15 protein-coding genes are annotated in these 22,364 nt (G+C 43.9%); 11 read left to right on the top strand and 4 right to left on the bottom strand.

The features are described 5' to 3' along the window. Positions 1–9: 9 nt before the first annotated feature. The 4 genes from ACI2JM_RS02395 to ACI2JM_RS02380 all read right to left on the bottom strand — a co-directional run bounded on the left by ACI2JM_RS02395 (position 10) and on the right by ACI2JM_RS02380 (position 7,557). Positions 10–1,431: a DUF2345 domain-containing protein gene (locus ACI2JM_RS02395; protein WP_404641830.1), complete on the bottom strand. Its 1,422-nt coding sequence runs from the start codon at positions 1,429–1,431 to the stop codon at positions 10–12. 504 nt (positions 1,432–1,935) lie between these two features. After that, positions 1,936–3,225 carry a DUF2931 family protein gene (locus tag ACI2JM_RS02390; RefSeq protein ID WP_404641828.1) on the bottom strand — a complete coding sequence of 430 codons (1,290 nt, stop codon included), beginning with the start codon at positions 3,223–3,225 and terminating at the stop codon, positions 1,936–1,938. A 136-nt stretch (positions 3,226–3,361) separates the two neighbouring features. After that, positions 3,362–4,687, bottom strand: coding sequence for a T6SS phospholipase effector Tle1-like catalytic domain-containing protein (locus ACI2JM_RS02385; RefSeq protein ID WP_404641826.1), 1,326 nt, complete (start codon positions 4,685–4,687; stop codon positions 3,362–3,364). Next, entirely contained in the window at positions 4,687–7,557 is a 2,871-nt protein-coding gene (locus ACI2JM_RS02380; protein WP_404641824.1) for a contractile injection system protein, VgrG/Pvc8 family, read from the bottom strand. Before ACI2JM_RS02380 ends, ACI2JM_RS02385 begins: the two co-directional genes overlap by 1 nt. A 216-nt stretch (positions 7,558–7,773) precedes the next feature. Between ACI2JM_RS02380 and ACI2JM_RS02375 the strand changes: the two genes are divergently transcribed. The 11 genes from ACI2JM_RS02375 (at position 7,774) to ACI2JM_RS02325 (ending at position 22,331) form a co-directional block, all read left to right on the top strand. Continuing rightward, positions 7,774–8,220, top strand: coding sequence for a hypothetical protein (locus ACI2JM_RS02375; protein ID WP_404641822.1), 447 nt, complete (start codon positions 7,774–7,776; stop codon positions 8,218–8,220). A gap of 19 nt (positions 8,221–8,239) precedes the next feature. Next, positions 8,240–9,019, top strand: a complete 780-nt coding sequence (locus tag ACI2JM_RS02370) for a hypothetical protein (protein WP_404641820.1) — start codon at positions 8,240–8,242, stop codon at positions 9,017–9,019. Positions 9,020–9,040: 21 nt separating this feature from the next. After that, a complete protein-coding gene (tssB, locus tag ACI2JM_RS02365; RefSeq protein WP_404641818.1) occupies positions 9,041–9,553 on the top strand; it encodes a type VI secretion system contractile sheath small subunit in 513 nt (170 codons plus the stop codon). Between the two features lie 3 nt (positions 9,554–9,556). Then, positions 9,557–11,047, top strand: a complete 1,491-nt coding sequence (gene tssC / locus ACI2JM_RS02360; RefSeq protein WP_404641816.1) for a type VI secretion system contractile sheath large subunit — start codon at positions 9,557–9,559, stop codon at positions 11,045–11,047. Positions 11,048–11,098: 51 nt separating this feature from the next. Next, on the top strand, positions 11,099–11,602 hold the full coding sequence (locus ACI2JM_RS02355; RefSeq protein ID WP_025651832.1) for a type VI secretion system tube protein Hcp: 504 nt from the start codon (positions 11,099–11,101) through the stop codon (positions 11,600–11,602). Positions 11,603–11,702: 100 nt separating this feature from the next. Further along, positions 11,703–12,194, top strand: coding sequence for a type VI secretion system baseplate subunit TssE (gene tssE, locus ACI2JM_RS02350; protein ID WP_404641813.1), 492 nt, complete (start codon positions 11,703–11,705; stop codon positions 12,192–12,194). Positions 12,195–12,271: 77 nt separating this feature from the next. Beyond that, on the top strand, positions 12,272–14,095 hold the full coding sequence (gene tssF, locus ACI2JM_RS02345; protein WP_404641811.1) for a type VI secretion system baseplate subunit TssF: 1,824 nt from the start codon (positions 12,272–12,274) through the stop codon (positions 14,093–14,095). Next, positions 14,059–15,114 carry a type VI secretion system baseplate subunit TssG gene (gene tssG, locus ACI2JM_RS02340; RefSeq protein WP_404641809.1) on the top strand — a complete coding sequence of 352 codons (1,056 nt, stop codon included), beginning with the start codon at positions 14,059–14,061 and terminating at the stop codon, positions 15,112–15,114. Before tssF ends, tssG begins: the two co-directional genes overlap by 37 nt. A gap of 287 nt (positions 15,115–15,401) precedes the next feature. After that, positions 15,402–18,356, top strand: coding sequence for a type VI secretion system ATPase TssH (gene tssH / locus ACI2JM_RS02335; RefSeq protein ID WP_404641807.1), 2,955 nt, complete (start codon positions 15,402–15,404; stop codon positions 18,354–18,356). Next, positions 18,356–19,513 carry a type VI secretion system protein TssA gene (gene tssA / locus ACI2JM_RS02330; RefSeq protein ID WP_404641805.1) on the top strand — a complete coding sequence of 386 codons (1,158 nt, stop codon included), beginning with the start codon at positions 18,356–18,358 and terminating at the stop codon, positions 19,511–19,513. The genes tssH and tssA overlap by 1 nt, the downstream gene beginning before the upstream one ends. A gap of 106 nt (positions 19,514–19,619) precedes the next feature. Then, a complete protein-coding gene (locus ACI2JM_RS02325; protein WP_404641803.1) occupies positions 19,620–22,331 on the top strand; it encodes a type VI secretion system Vgr family protein in 2,712 nt (903 codons plus the stop codon). Positions 22,332–22,364 lie beyond the last annotated feature (33 nt).

The following is a 22,364-nucleotide window of genomic DNA, read 5'->3' as shown; positions in this document are numbered from 1 at the left end:
AAGCCTTAATTAGGGTTCTTGAGAACCATGTTCACCTAAAATAATTTCTTCATCCTCATCCTCATCTTCGCCTTCAATATCTTCGTCTTCAAAATGACTTGACCATTGATCAAAGCCAATTAGAGAATCATATTGCAGATAATTATCATCTTGTAATAGCATAGTCATGCCTGAGTTGTCTGTTTCCGCTTCAGAAATAATCTCATGATTGTCTGGGTTAAAAAGAATAACTTTAGCTTGTTCAATTCCTTTACCAAGTAAACTCATAAAACTAAACTGAACTACAAAAGGAGGAGAGTTTAAAAACTCTAAAGGCTTGTAACTAACCCTTGCCCCACTAACAAGAGCTTTCTTCACCGCCTGCACTTTAATCGTCCCCGGACATATCAGCTTAATCCCGCTGTCATCGATGGTAATCGAAGCACCAGCTGACGTTTGCAGCTTAATGCGCTTAGGACTACTTATGTTAACCTGTCCCGACTCACTACCAATCGTCATACCTCGCTTGCTGTGCAATTGCAACTCACCGCCTTGTGCTTGTATGGCAACAGGTTTGGTATTGGCACTAATATGTAATCCTGACAGATCGACTTGACCACCTACGCCTGAGAGTGAGTCAATCGTATTTGCCGTCAGCGTATAATTGCCTGCCACCACATCCGACTGGGTGCTGCCTGATTGTCTGACGATTGTTTTTGCTGTCCATAGCGTATTGCTTGCAGAGGCTAATATACTGTCTTTACTAACCAGTAGCACATCTGCTGCACCAAGTACTTCCGTATTTAGCGTCTCATCGATGATTTGCGCACTGGTTTTAAAGGTTTCTATCGTTTGGTTGGCATCGCTAAGTGCTGCCGTGGATTGCAAGTGTGCCTGCTTGGCCTCCTTGAAGGTCTCGCTCAGCTCAGTGCCCAGTTTTAGTTGACGTTGTCCTGCATCATTGACCCAAGCAGACTCGTGCTTGCTTTGACTATGTCTGATACCGAAAGTGGAGAGTAGGACACCGGTATCGCCAATGATCTGTAGTCCATGGTCGGTTGCTAGATTAATACCTTGTCCACTGGTTGATGATTGATGATTGCTAAAGCGATGACGCAGTATGCCAAGCTCAAGCACATGCTCATCAGAGGCAAAGGTGGCGCTAGAAGTGATGGTTGGTGTCTCAGCATTGGCTTTGCTGCCCGTATTCACCGTCCACTGGAGACCGACTTTATTAGGCGTGTCATCGAAACTTAGGGTCACTTCAGAGTCTGAAGTCAGCCCATATTGAGCGATACCTGATAACCAGCCACTGTGTCCATCATCTTCATTAATTTGCGAATGACCCAAACCACCACCATGCCATCTAGGGGACGCGCCGCCTTGTAAGTTATGTCGATTAGATAAGCCTGCATCCCGAGTGGTGATGTCTTTGTCATCGACATCGCCCATACCGATACCGTCATAAAACGATCTGCTAATTACAGGACTGTCTATATCACCGTACCAATGGTTAAGCAGTACCGACTGTCCAAGCCTTAGCGCAAACTGCCAACCATGCGTGTTACCGGATGACAGTTGTAATGCACGCAGTGGCGGGGTAGTGCCATCATCATGAGGGCTGATACCTGACCAGACAGGCGTGGTGATGGTTTGCTGTATATTGTCAGTGCTGACACTAGAGTTATAGCTGGGGGAGGCTGATAAACCTGTATCACCAGTACGTGCTTGGGTGAGACCCGTGTAAGTGCTACTGGCAAAGGATAAAGAACTGGGATAAGGGCAATAAGGAATAGCAGCGTCAAGTAACGTCGCTGATACCCAAACCCCAGTATTGCGCCATCAAAATGATGGTAACTGACGCTTCGTATAAGGCAAATACGGTAGCTAGCAGTGCGATCAGTGGAAAATATGGTCAAGTTCATTGTTGCGATATAATATTTTTAGCTTAAACAATTAGTTTATATTCACAAAAGCAGGATCACTTAAATTTTTTATTTTAGGGGCAGTGATAAATTGTGGATAACCAGTTTTGGCGACATACTGCCCTTGTGTAGGATCTATTGGTGTACGTGAGAACTGATACGCACCTTCAATCGATATTTCCTGATTACCTTTTTGTAAATAAGCGCTTTCTAACACTAAATCTTTATCAAAATCTAGCTTGAGCGTTGCAAAATCATTTGCATTAGCAGGTTGCTCGTTAGTAGCGAGCGAACGCTTAGGATACAGACTATCAAAATATTTGAAAAAATAGTTTAAATTTGGATCTTGATAGTAAGGTCTATAGGAGGCTTTGCCAATACCTTGAGCTGCCCACTGTGGTCTAGGAAATAGATGTACTTCAACTTCGATGCGCTCACCAGTGCCTTTATTGTCTACCCAAGTTATAATCTTAGTTGGTACTGCTTTGAGCGTTTTACTATATTTATCAAATTGGTCATCCAGTACCGCAAACCTTTCGGTGTTGGCAAATTCAGCGTAGTACTCCCCGTTCCACTCTTGTCCATCAATGGTTATAGACAGATTCCAAGGATACTTGGTCTGCATCTGCTTGTACCACTCTGATGAGATCGTCCATTCCCCTGATTGCCATTGCTCATAACCTTTTGGGCTTTTATTCTTGAAAGCAGCAAGGTTATCATTTTTGCTAACGTCTTTATTTTTTAGGTAGTATTCGTAATCGATAAGAAGGTAGTCGTCACCGCTAGATATCTTCTCGCCTTCAATGGTTGCTGAGTCAGGCTCGATAGGCGTGGCTTGAAATGAGGTAATTTCTTTACGGCCAGACCAACCAGTGACAAAAACAATTACCCAGCCCTTGGGAGCAAATCCAAGTTCTATGGCATAATAGTTTTTATCAGCACTATCAGATCCTGGATTACTGTCGATCTGCTTTCTATTGGTGCTAGTCATCAGTGCATATATTTTAGCAGTGGGTAGCAGGTGCTCACCTTGATAATATTGGTTGGCTACCTTATCCAAGTAGGTAACTTGTACCTTATCTGGCAATGGCTGCTCGAACTCATTGCCCCCTAGCGGTGCGCTGCCATAGCCCCAAAAATCCCCACTACCGTGTAGTGAGCGTAACCAAGTGCCGTCAGCTAGATAAAAGCTGGTACTATAACTGCGTATTTTATCTGACTTCTGCAAACTCACGCTATTGGTAAGATTGTCTTGTTTGTATAGGGTATAGTCTGCTTCTGAGACATGAGCCCCCCATTCGACCACTCTATCGTCTCTCATTTGTTTTTCCTTGTATAGCCACACAAATTCCAGTGATGACAGCACAAAGATAGCGATCGTTATAAGCTTTATCGTTGTAGACCATTTGGATGACATCATTGTTTGAACTCAATTGTTAATTTGATAGATACTGGTATCAACCATTTATCGTTTTTCTAAAAGGTACGCCTTCACCATTTTTTAAGCGTCTTAGACCAAAACCTAAATCAGCTGTTGCGGAGCCTTTAACGTATTTTGCTGACCAGTGTATATAGCTGTTTCTAAATCCCTTAGTTGTCTTACACTCGACTAGACTTAGATTTAGAAGGCCTCCCCATTTAACACCTTTTATTACTTTATCTGGCAATTTACCCATCGATTGCCTAATACCGGGTCTCAAACTACTATAATAAGTGATTAATTCTGGCATAAAGCTCATACTGCCATAGGTTGTTGCCATGCGAGCTGTCATGTTTAAAGATACTTTATGTATGTCGTAATAAACGGCATTGGTACGCTCGGCTTTATAATAATTACTCCCAATAGTTCGCTTGATCAGTTTTATTTGATCGGCTTTATAAAACTCTTTAGTTATTAGCCAAGTTTTTAGAGTCTCATCTCCTTCTTCAATATCATATTTTTTACCTTTAGTACTATCAGGGTAGGCACCACCAACATCGGCATGTGCCCCATTCATTATTACTTCGTAACCAAAGCCACCATTAATCGCCGATCTAATATTGGTGACTGAAAAGTTCTCGCGATACTCGTCGGCAGCTATAATATGAAAGACTTTAGTGATTTTTTTATCATTGGCATCCAAATTTCGAAAGTCTAACTTCAGCTCTGATACATCATTATCAAAATTATGGTTAACAGCCTGTCCGACAGGTATTAATCCGCTTATTAAGCCAGATCGTAAACTGACATATTGATAGGACGAAACGGTGTCAAACAAACCGACAAATTTAAAGCGAATTTGGCTTGCTGATAAGTTCCACTTTTTGAAAAGCTTAGGGTTTGATTTGGCTAAATGAATAAAGTGACGAGCGGTTGCAGCTCCACGGCTAAAGCCAAAAACATTGATATAGAGTATAGTGGGTTTTCTTCCTACCTTTCCTTCTATTTTACCAAATGCTTCTTTAGCACGTTCAACTACACCCGTATCACCATCACCAAAAGCAAAACCTAACAGTTCATCATCTTCATCACCTTGAACAGTACCAATTCCTTCCATATAGATCCAAAATTGAGAGCCGTTTTTACTTCTGTTTAAAAATAAATGAGTCACATTAGAGTAAGCGTTGGAATAGCTGGTCTCGTCCTCGTTATGCTCTTTTTTCTGTTTTGCAGAAAAACCTTTATAGGTATCGGTGTTATATAAATTATTTTTAGTCCCATCAAAGAATAAATTCACTGTCTTACCATCTTGTACTACTGGTACAAAGGATCCTTTTCTTTTATTGCTTTTAGCGCTCGTCATTATTTATCCTCTTCATTAGTATCGGCGGTTAATTCAAATTCAACCGACTTATTCCCTGTACCAATCCGTATTGTTTCACCCTTGTCATTTGTTACCCCGCGATAAACTTTGCCCTCAGAGGTCTTAATTTTATAAGCGAACCCGGCGATGATATTACCTAAAGTATCTTTAACCACATACATCTCATTATAAGGCTCTTCAGGAGGAGTGTAATGACACCATGCTCCCGCAACCAACTCTTTCTTCACCGCTTTGATCTTAATCGTCCCCGGACACACCAGCTTAATACCACTGTCATCAATCGTAATGGATGCTCCTGCTGACGTTTGCAGCTTAATGCGCTTAGGACTACTTATGTTAACCTGTCCCGACTCACTACCAATCGTCATACCTCGCTTGCTGTGCAATTGCAACTCACCGCCTTGTGCTTGTATGGCAACAGGTTTGGTATTGGCACTAATATGTAATCCTGACAGATCGACTTGACCACCTACGCCTGAGAGTGAGTCAATCGTATTTGCCGTCAGCGTATAATTGCCTGCCACCACATCCGACTGGGTGCTGCCTGATTGTCTGACGATTGTTTTTGCTGTCCATAGCGTATTGCTTGCAGAGGCTAATATACTGTCTTTACTAACCAGTAGCACATCTGCTGCACCAAGTACTTCCGTATTTAGCGTCTCATCGATGATTTGCGCACTGGTTTTAAAGGTTTCTATCGTTTGGTTGGCATCGCTAAGTGCTGCCGTGGATTGCAAGTGTGCCTGCTTGGCCTCCTTGAAGGTCTCGCTCAGCTCAGTGCCCAGTTTTAGTTGACGTTGTCCTGCATCATTGACCCAAGCAGACTCGTGCTTGCTTTGACTATGTCTGATACCGAAAGTGGAGAGTAGGACACCGGTATCGCCAATGATCTGTAGTCCATGGTCGGTTGCTAGATTAATACCTTGTCCACTGGTTGATGATTGATGATTGCTAAAGCGATGACGCAGTATGCCAAGCTCAAGCACATGCTCATCAGAGGCAAAGGTGGCGCTAGAAGTGATGGTTGGTGTCTCAGCATTGGCTTTGCTGCCCGTATTCACCGTCCACTGGAGACCGACTTTATTAGGCGTGTCATCGAAACTTAGGGTCACTTCAGAGTCTGAAGTCAGCCCATATTGAGCGATACCTGATAACCAGCCACTGTGTCCATCATCTTCATTAATTTGCGAATGACCCAAACCACCACCATGCCATCTAGGGGACGCGCCGCCTTGTAAGTTATGTCGATTAGATAAGCCTGCATCCCGAGTGGTGATGTCTTTGTCATCGACATCGCCCATACCGATACCGTCATAAAACGATCTGCTAATTACAGGACTGTCTATATCACCGTACCAATGGTTAAGCAGTACCGACTGTCCAAGCCTTAGCGCAAACTGCCAACCATGCGTGTTACCGGATGACAGTTGTAATGCACGCAGTGGCGGGGTAGTGCCATCATCATGAGGGCTGATACCTGACCAGACAGGCGTGGTGATGGTTTGCTGTATATTGTCAGTGCTGACACTAGAGTTATAGCTGGGGGAGGCTGATAAACCTGTATCACCAGTACGTGCTTGGGTGAGACCCGTGTAAGTGCTACTGGCAAAGGATAAAGAACTGGGATAAGGGCAATAAGGAATAGCAGCGTCAAGTAACGTCGCTGATACCCAAACCCCAATATCGCGGGCGATGTCAAAGCCATGATCGAGTACAGTCAGATGAATGGCGTTTGTAGTATTGTGCTGCATATAATGAGCAGTGCGCTGTAACCACTGTTTGATAAATATTTGATGATGGTATGAAACGCTATCGTTGTCAGGCTCAATACCGATTAAGGTAACCGCGATACAATGCGTCGATAAGCTTCCAATAGAGGGTAGGTTATTGATACTCACTGGGCTACCGACACTTAGACCACGCATGGCTCCAGTCGCTTGATAAGTTTCTCGCTGACAGTGATTGGCAGATATCCATTGCTGTGCAAGATGAGCAGCGGCATCATCGCTGTGCACGCGAGACGGCGCACCAATTAATACCGTCGTGTCATCTGTCGCAAGCGGTGACTCATCTACTGCTTGACCTTCATAAATAGTATCTGCCGCTAAGCCATCTGCTCGTACCATTACCCTATCACTGCCAAGTTGCTGGGACCTCATTTGTAGCGTATGGACACTATCTTGACCTGATTGTACGGATGACTGAGCATAATTATAGGTCAGCGGTATGAGCTCGCCTGTGTCTAAACCATCAACCAACCACCACGTGCCAAGCTCATCGACGGAATTCCCTGACACCCATAAAGTCGATATACCAATATCAGCAAGCAGTCCAGTAACAAATTCATAGTCGCTGACATCCGACTGTATACGCATGGATAAAGGTGCCGATAAACGTGCGGATGATTCATCATCTGAGGACAAAAGAGACTCAGATATTTGCCAATTTAAATCGTAATCACTAAGGATGAGGGTAATAATATCGAGCGTCGATTGATTGATAAAACTGCGGGTATGTATCGACTGTGCCAACTGCCAATCGGGGCTAACAACTTCTAAAGTATAAAAGTGCATCGCGCCATCAGATTGCTGATAACGGATGCCGCGTATCAGCCCAGTACGACAGCTAGCGGTACGATCAGCGGAAAACGTGGTTAAGCATATCGGAGCATTGATTAATGATAAACAAGCGTTCGATTCGATAAAATTATAACTAAACACTAGTATGTCAATATTGTCGGATCGATTAATACCGCTTGCACCGCAAAACGCAACAGGGTAAAAGGTGTTTATCGTTGAATTATCAGTATGAACGGTAATATTATGTAGACGATTGGTCTTAGAAGGCATAAGAAGGGTACCGTTACTGCTTATTTTATACCAAGAAAATGGCTTGAATGGGTGGCTTACTAAATTATTTATTAAGAAAAGTATAGAGTTTATTGAAATATTGTCAAGTATATGTATAATCAACCTCATTGATTTTTCATGATTAATGAACTTTAGTCATATTTATTTCTTTTAAAAAATCTATCCTTTTATATTTTTAGTGATGATACTGTTGTTATGAATCCTATTTATCGTACTAAACTTGCCACCGCAGGTCTGCTATCAGTCTTACTTAGCGCGTCTTTATTGACAGCGGGTTGTGGCACCACTGCTAAAAAAAATGTACAAACCACGGTCAGCAAACCGATAGTGAAGCAGTTGAGTGAGCCTTCGCTTGCCTATTTGTCAAACGGCAACCAGCTTAGCAGTGAAGCGTGGATGACTATTGCCAAAAATAACTATGAAAAAAAACGCTATGCACGGGCATTGAGAGCAGCTAATGAAGCTCTAAGCGTTGGTAATGAAAGGCTTGATGCACGTCAGCTTGCCATGCTTTCAGCAGTTAAAGTGATGGAAAGTAATATTGATGCTTATCACGATAATAGTTTGATGAATAGTGATGATAAGGCAACACTGAATGAAACGCTCACCAATATCACCACTTTAGTTAACGCGTCTAATTAAAATAATGTTGAGCAGGCACATGTATTTATCTCACACCAATAATGGCGAGCACCGACTTACAATGACCAGTATCAGAAGCAATATTAGAGTCAGTTTTACGCTATCCAAAGCGTTTTTGGCAGGTCTGTTCATCATGGGTTCAGCAATGACTACCGCCCATAGTGAGCTTGTCATACAAGAGAAAGACCCCGGTTCTAGCATCATAAATCAATTTTCGGCACTCAAAAATGCTGATGCAAAATCATCGCAACTGCATCAACTGGTCGCGGATTTGAACCAAAGAGTATCTCGTAATCCTAATGACTCGCTAGCATGGGAGATTTTGGCGCAGATTTATTCTAACAATGGCTATCATGCTTATGCTGTTTATGCAGCCAGTGAAGCCAGTGGTCTGGGTCAAAGCACTGCTAAGCTAAAAAAGATACTACTCAATAGCAGCGCTATCGTCTCCCAAAACCAACTGCAGTCAGATTATCTCACTGATGAAGTGGACGCAGCATTTTTGAAGGAGTATCAGTACGCTTTAAGTAAAATATATGGTGATATCTATGGTTTCAATTACGATGAGTCTTTGCCAAAACCACCAGCGCCAGTCGTCAAGCCTAGAAGCGGTAAATCAGGCACTAAATCAAAACCTCAGCTCCAGGTGTCTGTAAAAAAAGCATCGAAGCCTATGAAAAAACCAGCCGTAAAAAAACCGCCACGACCACCAAAAGTTAAGCCTGTTACTAAACCTTCACCTACCAAAAAAAGTAACGCCAAATCGACTGATCCATTCAGTATATTGCGTTCAAACTAGACATTGCTGAGGTAACTTATTATGGCAAAGCAAGACAGTGTACAAAAAAAACTCGCAAAAGTACGTGCGCCTCGGGTGCATCTGACTTATGACGTTGAAGTGGGCGATGCGATCGAAACCAAGGAAATTCCTTTTGTGGTTGGCGTTTTGGGAGAGTTTTCAGGAGATTCCACCCTTGAACAACCACGTTTTAAAGACAAAAAGTTTGTCGAAGTGGATTTGGATACCTTTGATGAGGTGATGTCAGGTCTAGCACCGCGTGCGACCTTTCGAGTAAGCAATGACTTGAGTGATAAAGGCGGCGAGTTCGCGGTTGATTTGGCATTCAATAGTATCAACGATTTTCGTCCTGAAGCGGTTGCTGAGCAAATTGAGCCACTAAAGCAATTGGTACAAGCACGAGATCGCTTGGCAGATTTACGCAACAAAATATCGGCCAACGAAAAACTTGAAGACCTATTAGATGACGTGCTTAAGAACACTGAGCAAGTCAAAAAAATGGCGGAACAAAATCAAACCGACGGTGAGGATTAAACGATGAGTGCCCAAGCCCAGCAAAATCTAGCACCTGATGCGTTAAATAATGACAGTTACGACTTACTCGAAGAAATCGTCAATAAAAGTAACGTTGCCAAGTCTGATGACGAAAAAAATCGTGCCAAGTCGCAAATTGCAGAGCTTGCCAATGAAGTCATGCAAGGCACTGTAACGTTGTCAGATAATTTGGCCGCATCGATTGACGCGCGTATTGCCCAAATTGACGCGTTGATCTCCAAGCAGCTGACCACCGTCATGCACGCGCCCGAGTTTCAAAAGCTAGAGTCCAGCTGGCGTGGCTTGCATTATTTATGTAGCCAGACTCCGTCGGAATCCATGCTAAAGATTCGTATGATCAATACTACGAAGCGCGAACTGACTAAAGACTTTCAATCGTCAATTGATTTTGATCAAAGCACGCTGTTTAAGAAAATATACGAAGAAGAGTTCGGTAGCTTCGGTGGTGAACCTTATGCCGCTATCGTTGGTGACTTTGAATTTACTCGCCAAAACTCAGACATGTATCTGCTTGAGCAATTGTCTCATGTTGCGGCCGCTTCTCATGCACCCTTTGTGTCGGCGGCTTCCGCTGAAATGTTTGGTCTCGACTCCTTTACCGACATTGGTCGCCCGCGTGATTTGTCAAAGATATTCGAAACCGCTGAATATATACGCTGGCGCGCGTTCAGACAGTCAGAAGATGCGCGATATGTTGCGTTAACTGTGCCTAGCTTTTTAGGTCGTCTGCCTTACGATCCTAAGGATGGCACGGTGGTTGAAGGATTTAACTTTACGGAAGAAGTCTCTGGTAATAATCATGATGATTATCTATGGGTGAACGCGGCTTATGCGTTCGCTTCACGCTTGACGGCTGCTTTCTCTGACTATCGTTGGTGTGCTGCCATTCGCGGCGTTGAGGGTGGTGGCTTGGTTGAAGGGTTACCTGTTCATACCTTTAAGACGGATGAAGGGGATTTGGCACTTAAGTGTCCAACGGAAATCTCTATCACCGATCGCCGAGAAAAAGAGTTGAGCGACTTAGGATTTATCCCGTTAGTCCATTGCAAAAATACCAATTACGCTGCTTTTTTTGGGGCGCAGTCGGTGCAAAAAGCCAAAACTTATCAAAACGATGATGCCAACGCCAATGCTGCGCTATCGACGCAGATCCAATACATTATGGCGGTGTCACGTATTGCCCATTACCTAAAAGCAATGATGCGCGATAAGGTAGGCAGCTTCTTAGCACCTGGTAATGTTGAGTCGTTTTTAAATGACTGGATTTCTCGTTATGTGTTGCTAGATGACGGCGCCTCACAAGAAGCAAAAGCCCAGTACCCACTGCGCGAAGCTTCTGTACAAGTTGTAGAAGTGCCGGGTAAGCCTGGTGTCTACAAGTCCGTGGTCTTTTTGAGACCACACTTTCAACTTGACGAATTGTCTGTTTCTTTGCGTCTGGTCACTCAACTGCCGCAATCTAGCAACAGCTAATCGTTTATTAAAAACTAACGTGAAATTTAAATTTTAAAAAAGGTATGTGATATGAAAGATATTTATATTCAGTTCCGCGGTAAATATAAAATTGATGGCGAGTCTCGTGATAGCGAGCATAAAGGTTGGCTTGAAGTAAATACTTGGGATCACTTGATCCGTCAGCCAAAATCAGCGACAGCAAGTAGCGTTGGTGGCCATACTTCTGAGCGTTGTGAGCATGCTGACATGACGTTTATGAAAGATTTGGACTCAACCAGTCCTAAACTATGGGAAGCGTGTTCTGCTGGTTATACTTTTGATGAGATTCAAATTGATTTTTATCGTGCCAACGGTGACAAACGCGTTAAATATCTTGAAGTAAAACTTAAGCATGCGCTGATCGCAAGTGTCGAGCCAACGGTACGTTCTGAAGGCGTACCAATCGAAAAAGTCGGTATCAAGTATGCAGCTGTTGAGTGGACTTATACCCAGCAAGATATCGATGGTACTGCTAAAGGCGCTGTGACTAAAAAATGGTCACTAGCTAATAACACTGCTACTTATACCGCCTAATTTAGGTTGTATCAGGTGTCATTTATTGTGTCGTACCGAAAAAGAAAGGTTTATATCTAGGCCTTTCTTTTTTGTTTGTTAAATAGGAATGATTATATCAATGAATTACGCCACTAACGCCTCTAACAAAGAAATTGGATTTCGCCCAAATTTGTTCGAGCAGTTATTTGATGATCAGCCTCGTCATTTGTCGCATGAGCTCGTGGTTCGTCGTCTTAATATCGATGAGCTAAAGTCTTCGGTCGCACGAGACCTTGAAGCTTTATTAAATACGCGCTGTGTGGTGTCTAGTAGATTGCAAAAGTATCAGCATGTGCGCTCATCAATATTGAATTTTGGCATATTGGATTTTGTGGGACTCAGCAGTGCCAATCCTACTGACTGTGATTATATCTGTCGCCAAATAGCTCAAACAGTCGAGCAGCAAGATACCCGACTAAAAAACGTTCGCGTCTCGTTAGATATTGGCGCTGTTGATATCAATCAACTGTGTTTTTCTATTGAAGCGTTATTAAAGGTTTATCCAGCACAAGAGCTGGTCAGTTTTGATGCATTTTTTGAGCCAAGCTCTCAGCGTTACTTAATAAAATAATCATTATCCCATTAATGAAATAACTACTACTACCGCTCAATTTATACAGTTAGCAGCGATCAATATATTGAGGCGTCATGGACAGTTTACTTCCTTACTTTGAGCATGAGCTTAGTCTGTTTAATAAACAGTCAAAAGAGTTTGCCAAAAAATACCCCAAAATAGCCAATCGGTTGTTGATGGGGCACGATACCGTCGATGATCCGCATATAGAACGGTTGATACAGGCTTTTTCGCTGATCAGTGCGCGTATCAATAAAAAATTGGACGATTCATACGCTGATTTTACTGAGTCGCTATTAGAAGTCGTTTATCCCGATTATCTCAAACCTTTTCCATCGGTCTCTATTGCACAGTTCAATCTAGGCGTACAGGGCAATGCGATGAGCGAGGCAGTCTTAGTCCCTAAAAATAGTGCGTTCGCCAGCCAAAAAACAAATGGCACGCCTTGCCAGTTTCAGTCAACCCAAGATGTGACCTTGCTGCCGCTACAGATAGATAGCGTCGACTTTGAAACTCGTCAAGAGGTGTATGACAATCAGCATGGACTACTGAATGGCTGTATCAGTATCAAGTTTAAGGCTCTTAATTCGAGCTTTGACTATCAAGCCTTATTAAACCACTCGTTAGATTTGTATATAGACGAGGACGCCAGTCAGGGCACCAGTCTATGGGATTTACTAGGGTGTGATATCAAGCAAACGCATCTGCATGGTAGGCAGGTCAATAAGATTACGGGCAGTCCGTTTGAGATTATAGGCTTCGATCTTGAGCAGCAAATTCTTCCGAGCCATCGAGTGAGTAATGCCGCTTCTGCCTTATTAAAAGAATACTTCTACTTCCCCGAAAAATTTAATTTTTTACGTCTGAATCTTGGCAAGGTTTGTCCAAATTTAAAGATCGATAGCAATAGCTTTGAGATTCGCTGTTATTTTAAGTTTGATAAAAAAAATACCATCCGCCTAAAAAACTTGCAGCAGCTCAGTGCCAGTAGTATCAAGCTGTTTTGTACGCCCGTTGTCAATTTATTCAAGGCGGCTGCTAAGCCTATTCAAGTTACCCATCGTTCTGTCTATTATGATTTGGTGCCTGATACTCGTGCGCTGTTTCAACATGAAATCTATGAGGTCAATAAAGTCATAGAGTCGAAGCAAAGTGACAATCGTTTGATACAACGTGAATATCATCCATTTTATGCGCTCAATCACTATGAGCAGCAAGATGATGGTCGTTATTATCACATTAAACGTGATAAGGATATGGCTGAGTTCAAGCAGGGTTTTGAATATCAGATTATGTTTGTAGAAAAAAACCGCGAAGATTTAGCTGGTGCGGTGAGCATGAGTGCGTCTTTATTGTGTACCAATAGAGATTTGCCGGCTCAAGTGGTATTCGGTCAAAGCCGTGGCGATTTGTTTAGCGAAGGGATGACGGGCTTTAGCAGTTTGTCTTTGTTAAAGCAGCCAACTCGGACTGCAAGGTTTGACTATACAGGTGAAGAGCGTTGGCGCTTGATATCGCTGATTAGTCTGAATTTTTTATCGCTTGCCGCCCAAGATGCGGAGCTGATGAAAGAGTATTTATCGCTATACGACATTACCCAGTCTGCTTCTAACAAACTGTTGGTCGAAGGTATTGTGTCTGTCGAAACCAGTATCGAAGCTCGACGTATTCAGCGCTTGCCACAGCCTGGGTTTGTGCGCGGTACACTGATCAATATTCAAATCAACCAAAAGAATTTTGCTGGAGTGAGTATCCGCCAGTTTGCCCATTTATTGGCGCATGTGTTTGGCTATCACGCCAGCTTAAATAGCTTTGTTGAAGTGTCCATTAGTGATGCCATTACTAAAGAGGAGATATACAGATGTCAGCCACGCAGCGGTCTCAGTCCTCTTATTTAACGGCTTTAATGGCGGCGCCGCAATCTTATGAGCTATTGCAAGCGCTCCGTTTGGTTCGTCATGAAGCCAGTATGGGATACGTGCCCATTGAGGTGCGTTACCGTGCTTCGTTATCACTGGCATATCCGCAAGCAGAAATTGAGTCAATGTCGCTTATTGCTCAAGATAACATGGGAGACAGTGGCAGTTCAGTAGAGGATAGTCAAATAAAGGCCGGTTCATTAAAGGCTAGTTCATTAAAAATTAGGCAAGTAGAGGTTTGTCCAGCAGTTATTGGGCTAACAGGGCCGTTATCAGCTTTGCCAGCGATGTATACCGACCATCTAGCCTCGCGAGTCAATCATGCAAAAGACAAAGCAGCACCCGCTTTTTTGGACTTATTTAACCATCGATTGACGGATTTGTATGTGCAAGCGAGTTGGTTTTATAACTTGCCATTACAGTACGAGATAAACAATAAAAAAGACAACTATCTACTGAGCTTGCGGGCACTGGCGCGTCAGCCTAAGAAGTTAACCGCCATCGATAGCTTGATTGCCTATGCTGGCATGATCGCCCCAGGACGCCTAACAGCCGATCAGTTGTCACATGTACTGTCGCATTTTTTAGACAGCACGGTCAGTGTCGAGCAGTTCGTACCGGAGTGGTTTGATCTACCAGCCAGTGAGCAGACTGCGCTCGGTGGGAAGCATGCTGCACTTGGGTTGTCGGCGTTTTGTGGTGCGCGCGTCGTACAGTTCGATAGCAAAATCAGAATAGTATTTCATCAGTTAGATGCTAAGCGTTACTTAAGACTGTTACCAGCCGGTGATATGTATCGAGTTATTATTGATTTTATCCGTAAATGGTGCGGTGTCTGTCTTGCCGTTGAAATGCAACTCGAGTTGGACAAGCAATACATCACCCCTTTGTCGTTATCTGAGAGCAGTTTTGGTAGTTTGGGTCAGGGTGGGTTTTTGGTGTCACAGCCTGCGACGCAGCATCATGATGACACTCGCTATGCGCTGCCGATTCAGTAGAAAGGTATTACTAAAAAAACACGGTTAATAGTTGTATATAAGCAGTTTTAAAGTGAATCAACTATAAATTGCTTGTTTACTAATAATGCTCAATAGCTGCTCTAATTTTGTATATCAGCTTTATATTGCCGTTTAATAAAAATAATTTTATACCATTCACAGAAATTAGAGTGGCAAGAAAAACGAGTGAAAGTACTACGCCTTGTAGGCTAAGCGAGTTTGGCACAGCTAATCTTACTTTTTGGGTTTGGTATTAAGTCTAATAAGAATGCTAAAGGAAAAGATTTATGAGCCAGTTAAAAGCTGTAATTACTCGCTTGAGTCCGAGCTGTCGACAGTGTTTGCAGCAGGCCGCTAGGCTTTGTATCAATAATGGACATCGTGAAGTCGATACGGTTCATTTACTACACGAACTGATTGCGACGCCGCACAATGATGTGGCTCAAATTTTAAAAGTAAATAAGATTAATCAGCAGTTATTACTAGCAGACATCACCGATTTGCTAAATACCTTTGGTCAGGCAACAGGCTCAACGCCAGTATTTAGTCAAGGTTTGATGGCGTTACTAGAAGATGCGTGGGAGCTAGCCAGTAGCCAATATAATCAAAGCGCTGATAATAACAGTCCACTAGAAATCCGCTCTGGTCATATATTGCTCGTGCTATTGGCTTATGAGCGTTATCAGTCGCTACTCAAAACTCTTCCTGAGTCACTACAGTATATCGACCGCTTTACCCTAAAAGATGACTATGAGCGTCAATGTCTCGGTAGTACTGAAGGTAATGGCTCGACCAACGTTAATAAAAGCACAAATAAAGCCATCAATAAAGATACTGAGGCTAATGCAGGTAATAGTGCAGCCAATAACACAGACGGGCAGGTGTTTTTAGACGCAAAGCAAGCCACCACACAGCCCACACCCGCGCTAGATAAATATACTTATGACTTGACTGCTAAAGCCAGTGCAGAGCAAATAGACCCTGTCATTGGCCGTGAGTTTGAAATTCATCAGTTGATCGATATTTTGATTCGTCGTCGTCAAAATAACCCTATTTTGACGGGTGAGGCAGGGGTAGGTAAAACAGCAGTGGTAGAAGGATTGGCGCAAAAGATAGTCGCCGGTCAAGTGCCTGATCAGCTCAAAGACGTGACGATACGTAGTCTTGACATGGGCTTGCTGCAAGCAGGGGCAAGCGTCAAAGGGGAGTTTGAGAACCGTCTTAAGCAAGTCATTGAAGAAGTACAAGCCTCGCTACAGCCTATTATATTATTCATTGATGAAGCGCATACTTTGATCGGTGCTGGTGGGCAAGCGGGTCAAAACGATGCGGCTAATTTATTAAAGCCTGCGCTGGCTCGTGGTGAGCTTAGAACCATTGCGGCGACGACGTGGTCAGAGTATAAGAAATACTTTGAAAAAGATGCAGCATTGTCACGTCGCTTCCAAGTGGTGAAAGTCGATGAGCCTGATATCGATACGGCAGTGGCGATGATTCGTGGTTTGAGTGCCAAAATGCAAGCGCACTTTGGCATATTGATAGACGATGATGCGCTACAAGCAGCCGTTGAGCTGTCAGCACGTTATATCAGCGATCGACAACTGCCTGATAAAGCGGTCAGCGTATTAGACACGGCAGCTGCACGGGTGAGCTTGTCTAAGACCGCCATACCCAATCAACTTGACAGATTAAACGCCAAAGGGTTGCAGTTAGAGCAACATATCAATAATCTCAGTCAGCAGCTCGAGCGTATCGGCGGTGTGGATGAAAAAGAGAAAGTCAGCCAAAAGATTGCGGTACTTGATGAGCAGCGCCAAGCCAATCAGCAAAGCATTGCTGATATGACCAACCGCTGGCACGAACAGCGTCAGCTCAATGACCAGCTCGATGCCTTAAATCAGCAGTTGAATGACAAGACAGATGGTTCTGATGCCCTTAGCGCAAAAGAGCGCTTAGACAAACAAGCTGAGTATCAAAATATTGAGCAGTCGTTAAAACAAGTACAAGAGCCGCAGCGCTTGATTCATGCGGTATTAGATCGACAGGTTATTAAGCAGATTATCTCAGATTGGACAGGGATTCCATTGACCGATATGGCAGGAAATGAAAAAGACCATATCTTGGGTTTGGCTGACACCTTGCAAGCGCGAGTCATTGGTCAAGACCATTCGGTGGCTGCTATCGTCAAGCGTATTCATACGGCGAAAGCACGCCTAGACGATCCTAATCGCCCGCAAGGGGTATTTATGCTAGTCGGGCCAAGTGGTGTGGGTAAGACAGAAACGGCACTAGCATTGTCAGAGGTGTTGTACGGTGGTGAGCGCAACCTTATTACGATTAACCTATCAGAGTATCAAGAAGCCCATAGCGTTGCCTCGTTAAAAGGCTCGCCGCCAGGTTATGTTGGCTATGGTGAAGGTGGTGTGTTAACCGAAGCGATTCGTCGTCGCCCTTATAGTGTGCTCTTGCTTGATGAAGTCGAAAAAGCCCATCCAGACGTATTAGATTTGTTTTATCAAGTCTTTGATAAAGGGGTAATGGAAGACAGTGAAGGGCGTTTAATTGATTTCAAAAATACGCTTATTTTATTGACCAGTAATGTTGGTTCGTCTGCGATTATGCAGGCATGTATCAATACAGATCCAGCCGTCACTGACTTTAGCCTGCCAGACAGTGATAGCCTAAAACAAGTCATTAATCCGCATTTGTATAAAGCCTTTAAGCCCGCGTTTTTGGGTCGCTTAACGGTCATTCCTTATTATCCGTTGACGGATGATGCGCTCGCAGAAATTATTCGCTTAAAGCTGGACAAAATCACTGGTCGTATTCATGATAATTATGATGTGCCTTGTGTCATTGATGATGAGGTGATTGAGCTGATTTTATCGCGTTGTCATGAGGTCGATTCTGGTGCACGTAACGCCGATGCGATTATCAGTCATACCTTGCTGCCGCAGCTCGCAGGTCAGCTGCTGGCTCATGATGACAGTCAAAGTGTGTTAAAGAAAATTACCGTATTTGTCGATGCGGACGATAATTTTGCTTATCGTCTGGATACTGATGCCGTTGTGGCGCTCAATCAAATGGTGCAACACAGCGAAGATGAAACTGAAAATCAAGTTGAAAAATTGCCAAGCAAACCCCTTTCAGCTAAAAAGTCTGCCGTTAAGAAGCCTGATGTTAAAAAGTCGACAGTGAAAAAAACAGCCAGTAAAAAACCTATAAAAGAGGAGTCACTATAATGAACACTGATCACTCTTTAGCAACAAATATTGACACCCTTATTGCGCCGATTGAAGGCAGTCGTCATGGGGTCGGTGAAGACTTGATATTTGATCCACGTATTGATGCCATCGTGGCCGCTCGTCAAGAAGACGATCCGTTACTGGCACAAGGCAATTGGGTCACTGAGCTAAAAATGGCTGACTGGGATTTTGTCAAAAACCAATGTGCTGATTTGCTCAGCCATACTAGTAAAGATATGAAGCTGGCACTTTGGTATGTCGATGCGTTGAGTCACACCGACCATTTAGCAGGTATTAGTCAGGGGTTAAGTCTGCTACAGGCACTCAATGACGAGTATTGGCTCACTATGTATCCGCCGCTAGATGGCGAGGAAGATAGCATGGATATCAGAGTAGGGCTGCTGTCATGGTTCGTCAAGGCACTCACTGATGATATTAAGCAGCTATCACTTTCTGATACAAAGACAGAAAAATATAACTACAATTACTATCTAACCGCGCGTGATCATGATAAGCAGCGGCAGCAAAACCCCGATAACGAATCGTCTAACCAATTAACACTAAGTGATTATAATCACGCTATAAAAACCAGTAGTGAGACTTGGCAACAGGTACTGACGAGCAATCTTAGTAAAGTTACTGAGCAGTGGAAGGCGCTGACTGATCAGCTAAATGATTTGATGGGCATGGACGCGCCAGTCTTCGCACCAGTCACGGATTTATTGGTTGCTCTGACCCAACATTTGCGACCGTTGATACCAGAATACTCTGATAGTACTAGTAGTGTTTCTGCTCAAGAAAGCGTAGCAGATACTATGGACAGCATCACTGACAATGAAGGTACGATATCAGATAGGAGTGGGCAATCATCTAGCACAAAAAATATTAGCTCAACCAGTTTTAATCCTAGCAACCGTGATCATCAAAGCAATCGTCAGCAAGCGCTTAAATTATTAGGTCAAATTCAAGATTATTTTGCGACCAATGAGCCGCACAGCCCGGTGACGTTTTTACTCGGTCGGGCGATTGATTGGGCTGATATGCCGCTCGACCAATGGCTCACTCATATCATCAAAAACGAAGATCAGTTAGCGATACTCTCTGACATGATTGGCATTCAGCCAAAACGTGATTCATCTGACGATGGCTATTAATTGGATCAACGACAAATGAATACTTAGTTAACGGGCAATCTGTGCACAAATTATAATCTTGCAATATTAAACTTTCCACCTTTGGATTGATAAAAAAGGGCTTATCATGGTATGGACTCAAACAAAGCGGCATGTGCAACTGAGTAGTGCCCATCCTGATATTGCCACCAGTCTCATTCAACAGGCTGACTTGGTTGAAAGCTTACTTGGCATGCCATTGCCCGACAGCGTTTGGAGTAAGCCCGCTCTTATGCCAACGCCTGACGCTTATCCAAGCCCTTATCATCAAGATCAACGACAGCAGTCTTATCAGCAGCGCCAGCTAGCCCTCTATTGCGGCTACCGTATTAGCATTACTCTACTGCATCCACGAGCAGGACTGGATACAAAGCAATGGCTAGGGCAAAGTCTCTCGATACATTGGCATACCGGGGATACGCTACTGCCAAGCCAAACCCGTCACGGTATCATCACCGAAGTCGTTGCCCTCGGTAGTAACAGTGGTATGGCCGCCTACCGCATTACCTGCGAGCCTAGCTTAAGTCAATTACGCCTGAACAGTCATAATCGCCGTCATCATCATCTCAGTCTCAGTGAGCTAATTACCCAAATCATCAGTCCATACGATATGAACGTTGAGATTGACGAGCGTCTCAGTAATGACAGTAACTATCATATACAGCATAGCGTCCAATACAACCAAACCGATCTGGCTTATCTAACCCAATACCTTGCTCTCTATGGCATCACAGGCTATTACCGTCACGAAGCAGACAAACATACCCTAGTCTTACTACCTAGTGATGGAGAAGAATTGCGTCCTGATGTCAATGATATCCAAAGCATCCTCAGTCAAAACCCTGCCAACCTTTCTGATAGACAAGACCGCATTACTGCCATTCGTCCGCGTATTACTCAGCATACTCAGCAAAGCGACCTACATCGTTATGACAGTCGCTTGATGAGTACCTATACTGGCAATAGCAGTAGCGAGCAACCGATCGATTCATCAAACAGCACGCATCAGCGCTTTTTACACAGTCATAGCCGTTTTGATGATAAAGGTCTCGATAAGCTTGCTACTCGCTACCAGCAGAACGCACAGCAGCGTGCCAATCTAGGCAGCCTAACCGGTAACATCCGTCATCTGAGTTTGCCAAGTAGCCACTATATCGATGGCAACCCTTATTTGACCGATCCGATCAGTCTGGTGTCTCTTCATCAGCATATTAATAATCATATTCCTACGGATTGGTTGGGGGCAGCACCCTTTGATCCCATTACCTTACAGTCCAATACCAACCATGATAATGATGACGACAATGACGACAACGTCCATCATATCAATGCCTGCTACCTGCCATTTCCGCACCATCACCATATTCCCTATGGGGAACAGCTGGACAAACTTGGACAACCACATCCGAGTCTGACAGGTCTGATGAGTGCCAGTATTATTGATACCGATAGTAGCGCCATTACTCATGACCGTAATCACCGTGCGCATATTAGATATCACTGGCAAAGCGAAGGCGACGATAGCGCACACTGGATACCCATTGCTAGTCACCTCGTCGCTGACCACATGGGACAGCTCCATCCTTTGCGTCATGGACAGCAAGTTCTCATCGATTTCATCGGTGGTGACATCACTCATCCCATCATCATTGGCAGCACCCATAACGGCCAAGGCAATTCTGATGCTCAGCACAACAGTATCGTCAGTGACTCAGGTAGCATTGACGCCACCAGTCCCGCTTGGTTTATCAATCAAAGTCATACTTATCCCATAGACGGTATCAAGACTCAAAGTATTGATAGCAGTCGAACAGGTGATGCCACCAAAGACAGCTTTATCAACGGCTATAACCAGCTCATGTTTGACGCCCATCCTGATAGTCCGCAGATTAACGTCTATAGCAGCAGCTTCCAGTCTAGCCTGACCATCGGTCATCTGTATCAGCATAGCGACCACACTCGTGGTCAAGCCCGTGGACAAGGCATCAGTATCGAGACCCAAGCCGCCGCTAATGTGCAAGGTAATACGGGTATTCATATCAGTAGCCATCAATTAGCCAGTGAATCAAAGCGGCACATGAGCCATGAAAGTCATAGTAAGCTACAAACTGCTGATCAACATCAGCAAGCTTACGCCCAGCTGGCTGATACTCATCAGCCAGTGGGACTAGAGGGAAGCAGAAACAATAAGAGCAATAGTAAAGGCGATAGCCAAATCCCTTTTGATCAGTTTAACAAAGATACTAACGATAGTACGCTTAGCGAGTCCGGACAATGGCAACAACCTCATCTACTGATCGACTCCCGGCGTCATCTCGCCATGCTAAGCGGACAGCATAGTCAGCATACCAGTACCCAAAGTACCCATAGTCATGCGATAGACAACACTCATTATCATAGTCAAACCCAAATGAATAAGTTGGTGTCAGGCGATATTCATTATTACAGTAACAAAGCCCAAACCCACACCGCCGCTCATGGCGATGTCACCATTCAAGCCCATCAAGAACAAATGCGACTCGATAGTGAGCAAGTACTGCGGATCCATAGTCGAGACAGTATAGAGATTATCGCGCCTGATACGCTGACCCTAAAAGCGGCAGGCAGTGGCATTGAGATATCAGGGGGTAATGTGACGTTTATTACGCCAAGTCAAGTGGGCTATAAGGCGAGTAAGGTGGATTGGGGCAGTGGGGGTGGAGAAGCTAAAAACTTAGTGATGAAGCAAATGCAGTTTGAGGCTTGTGAGAAGTTGTCAGAGCAGGCTGAAGACAATCATGCTGCTAGTACTGACTTATAATAAAAATGACTTTTACTCAAATATTACACGCAG

This window comes from Psychrobacter sp. NPDC064578 (assembly GCF_044901245.1).
GTDB classification, from domain to species: Bacteria; Pseudomonadota; Gammaproteobacteria; order Pseudomonadales; family Moraxellaceae; genus Psychrobacter; species Psychrobacter cibarius_C.
The sequence above is the reverse complement of the archived record's forward strand: the minus strand, read 5'-3'. Positions and strand labels throughout refer to the sequence as shown.

What these genes read in the sequence shown, in the direction of transcription:
- ACI2JM_RS02395 (WP_404641830.1), bottom strand. Translation starts at nt 1,431, where the DNA reads ATGGGCGATGTCGATGACAAAGACATCACCACTCGGGATGCAGGCTTA.
- ACI2JM_RS02390 (WP_404641828.1), bottom strand. Translation starts at nt 3,225, where the DNA reads ATGAGAGACGATAGAGTGGTCGAATGGGGGGCTCATGTCTCAGAAGCA.
- ACI2JM_RS02385 (WP_404641826.1), bottom strand. Translation starts at nt 4,687, where the DNA reads ATGACGAGCGCTAAAAGCAATAAAAGAAAAGGATCCTTTGTACCAGTA.
- ACI2JM_RS02380 (WP_404641824.1), bottom strand. Translation starts at nt 7,557, where the DNA reads ATGCCTTCTAAGACCAATCGTCTACATAATATTACCGTTCATACTGAT.
- ACI2JM_RS02375 (WP_404641822.1), top strand. Translation starts at nt 7,774, where the DNA reads ATGAATCCTATTTATCGTACTAAACTTGCCACCGCAGGTCTGCTATCA.
- ACI2JM_RS02370 (WP_404641820.1), top strand. Translation starts at nt 8,240, where the DNA reads ATGTATTTATCTCACACCAATAATGGCGAGCACCGACTTACAATGACC.
- tssB (WP_404641818.1), top strand. Translation starts at nt 9,041, where the DNA reads ATGGCAAAGCAAGACAGTGTACAAAAAAAACTCGCAAAAGTACGTGCG.
- tssC (WP_404641816.1), top strand. Translation starts at nt 9,557, where the DNA reads ATGAGTGCCCAAGCCCAGCAAAATCTAGCACCTGATGCGTTAAATAAT.
- ACI2JM_RS02355 (WP_025651832.1), top strand. Translation starts at nt 11,099, where the DNA reads ATGAAAGATATTTATATTCAGTTCCGCGGTAAATATAAAATTGATGGC.
- tssE (WP_404641813.1), top strand. Translation starts at nt 11,703, where the DNA reads ATGAATTACGCCACTAACGCCTCTAACAAAGAAATTGGATTTCGCCCA.
- tssF (WP_404641811.1), top strand. Translation starts at nt 12,272, where the DNA reads ATGGACAGTTTACTTCCTTACTTTGAGCATGAGCTTAGTCTGTTTAAT.
- tssG (WP_404641809.1), top strand. Translation starts at nt 14,059, where the DNA reads ATGTCAGCCACGCAGCGGTCTCAGTCCTCTTATTTAACGGCTTTAATG.
- tssH (WP_404641807.1), top strand. Translation starts at nt 15,402, where the DNA reads ATGAGCCAGTTAAAAGCTGTAATTACTCGCTTGAGTCCGAGCTGTCGA.
- tssA (WP_404641805.1), top strand. Translation starts at nt 18,356, where the DNA reads ATGAACACTGATCACTCTTTAGCAACAAATATTGACACCCTTATTGCG.
- ACI2JM_RS02325 (WP_404641803.1), top strand. Translation starts at nt 19,620, where the DNA reads ATGGTATGGACTCAAACAAAGCGGCATGTGCAACTGAGTAGTGCCCAT.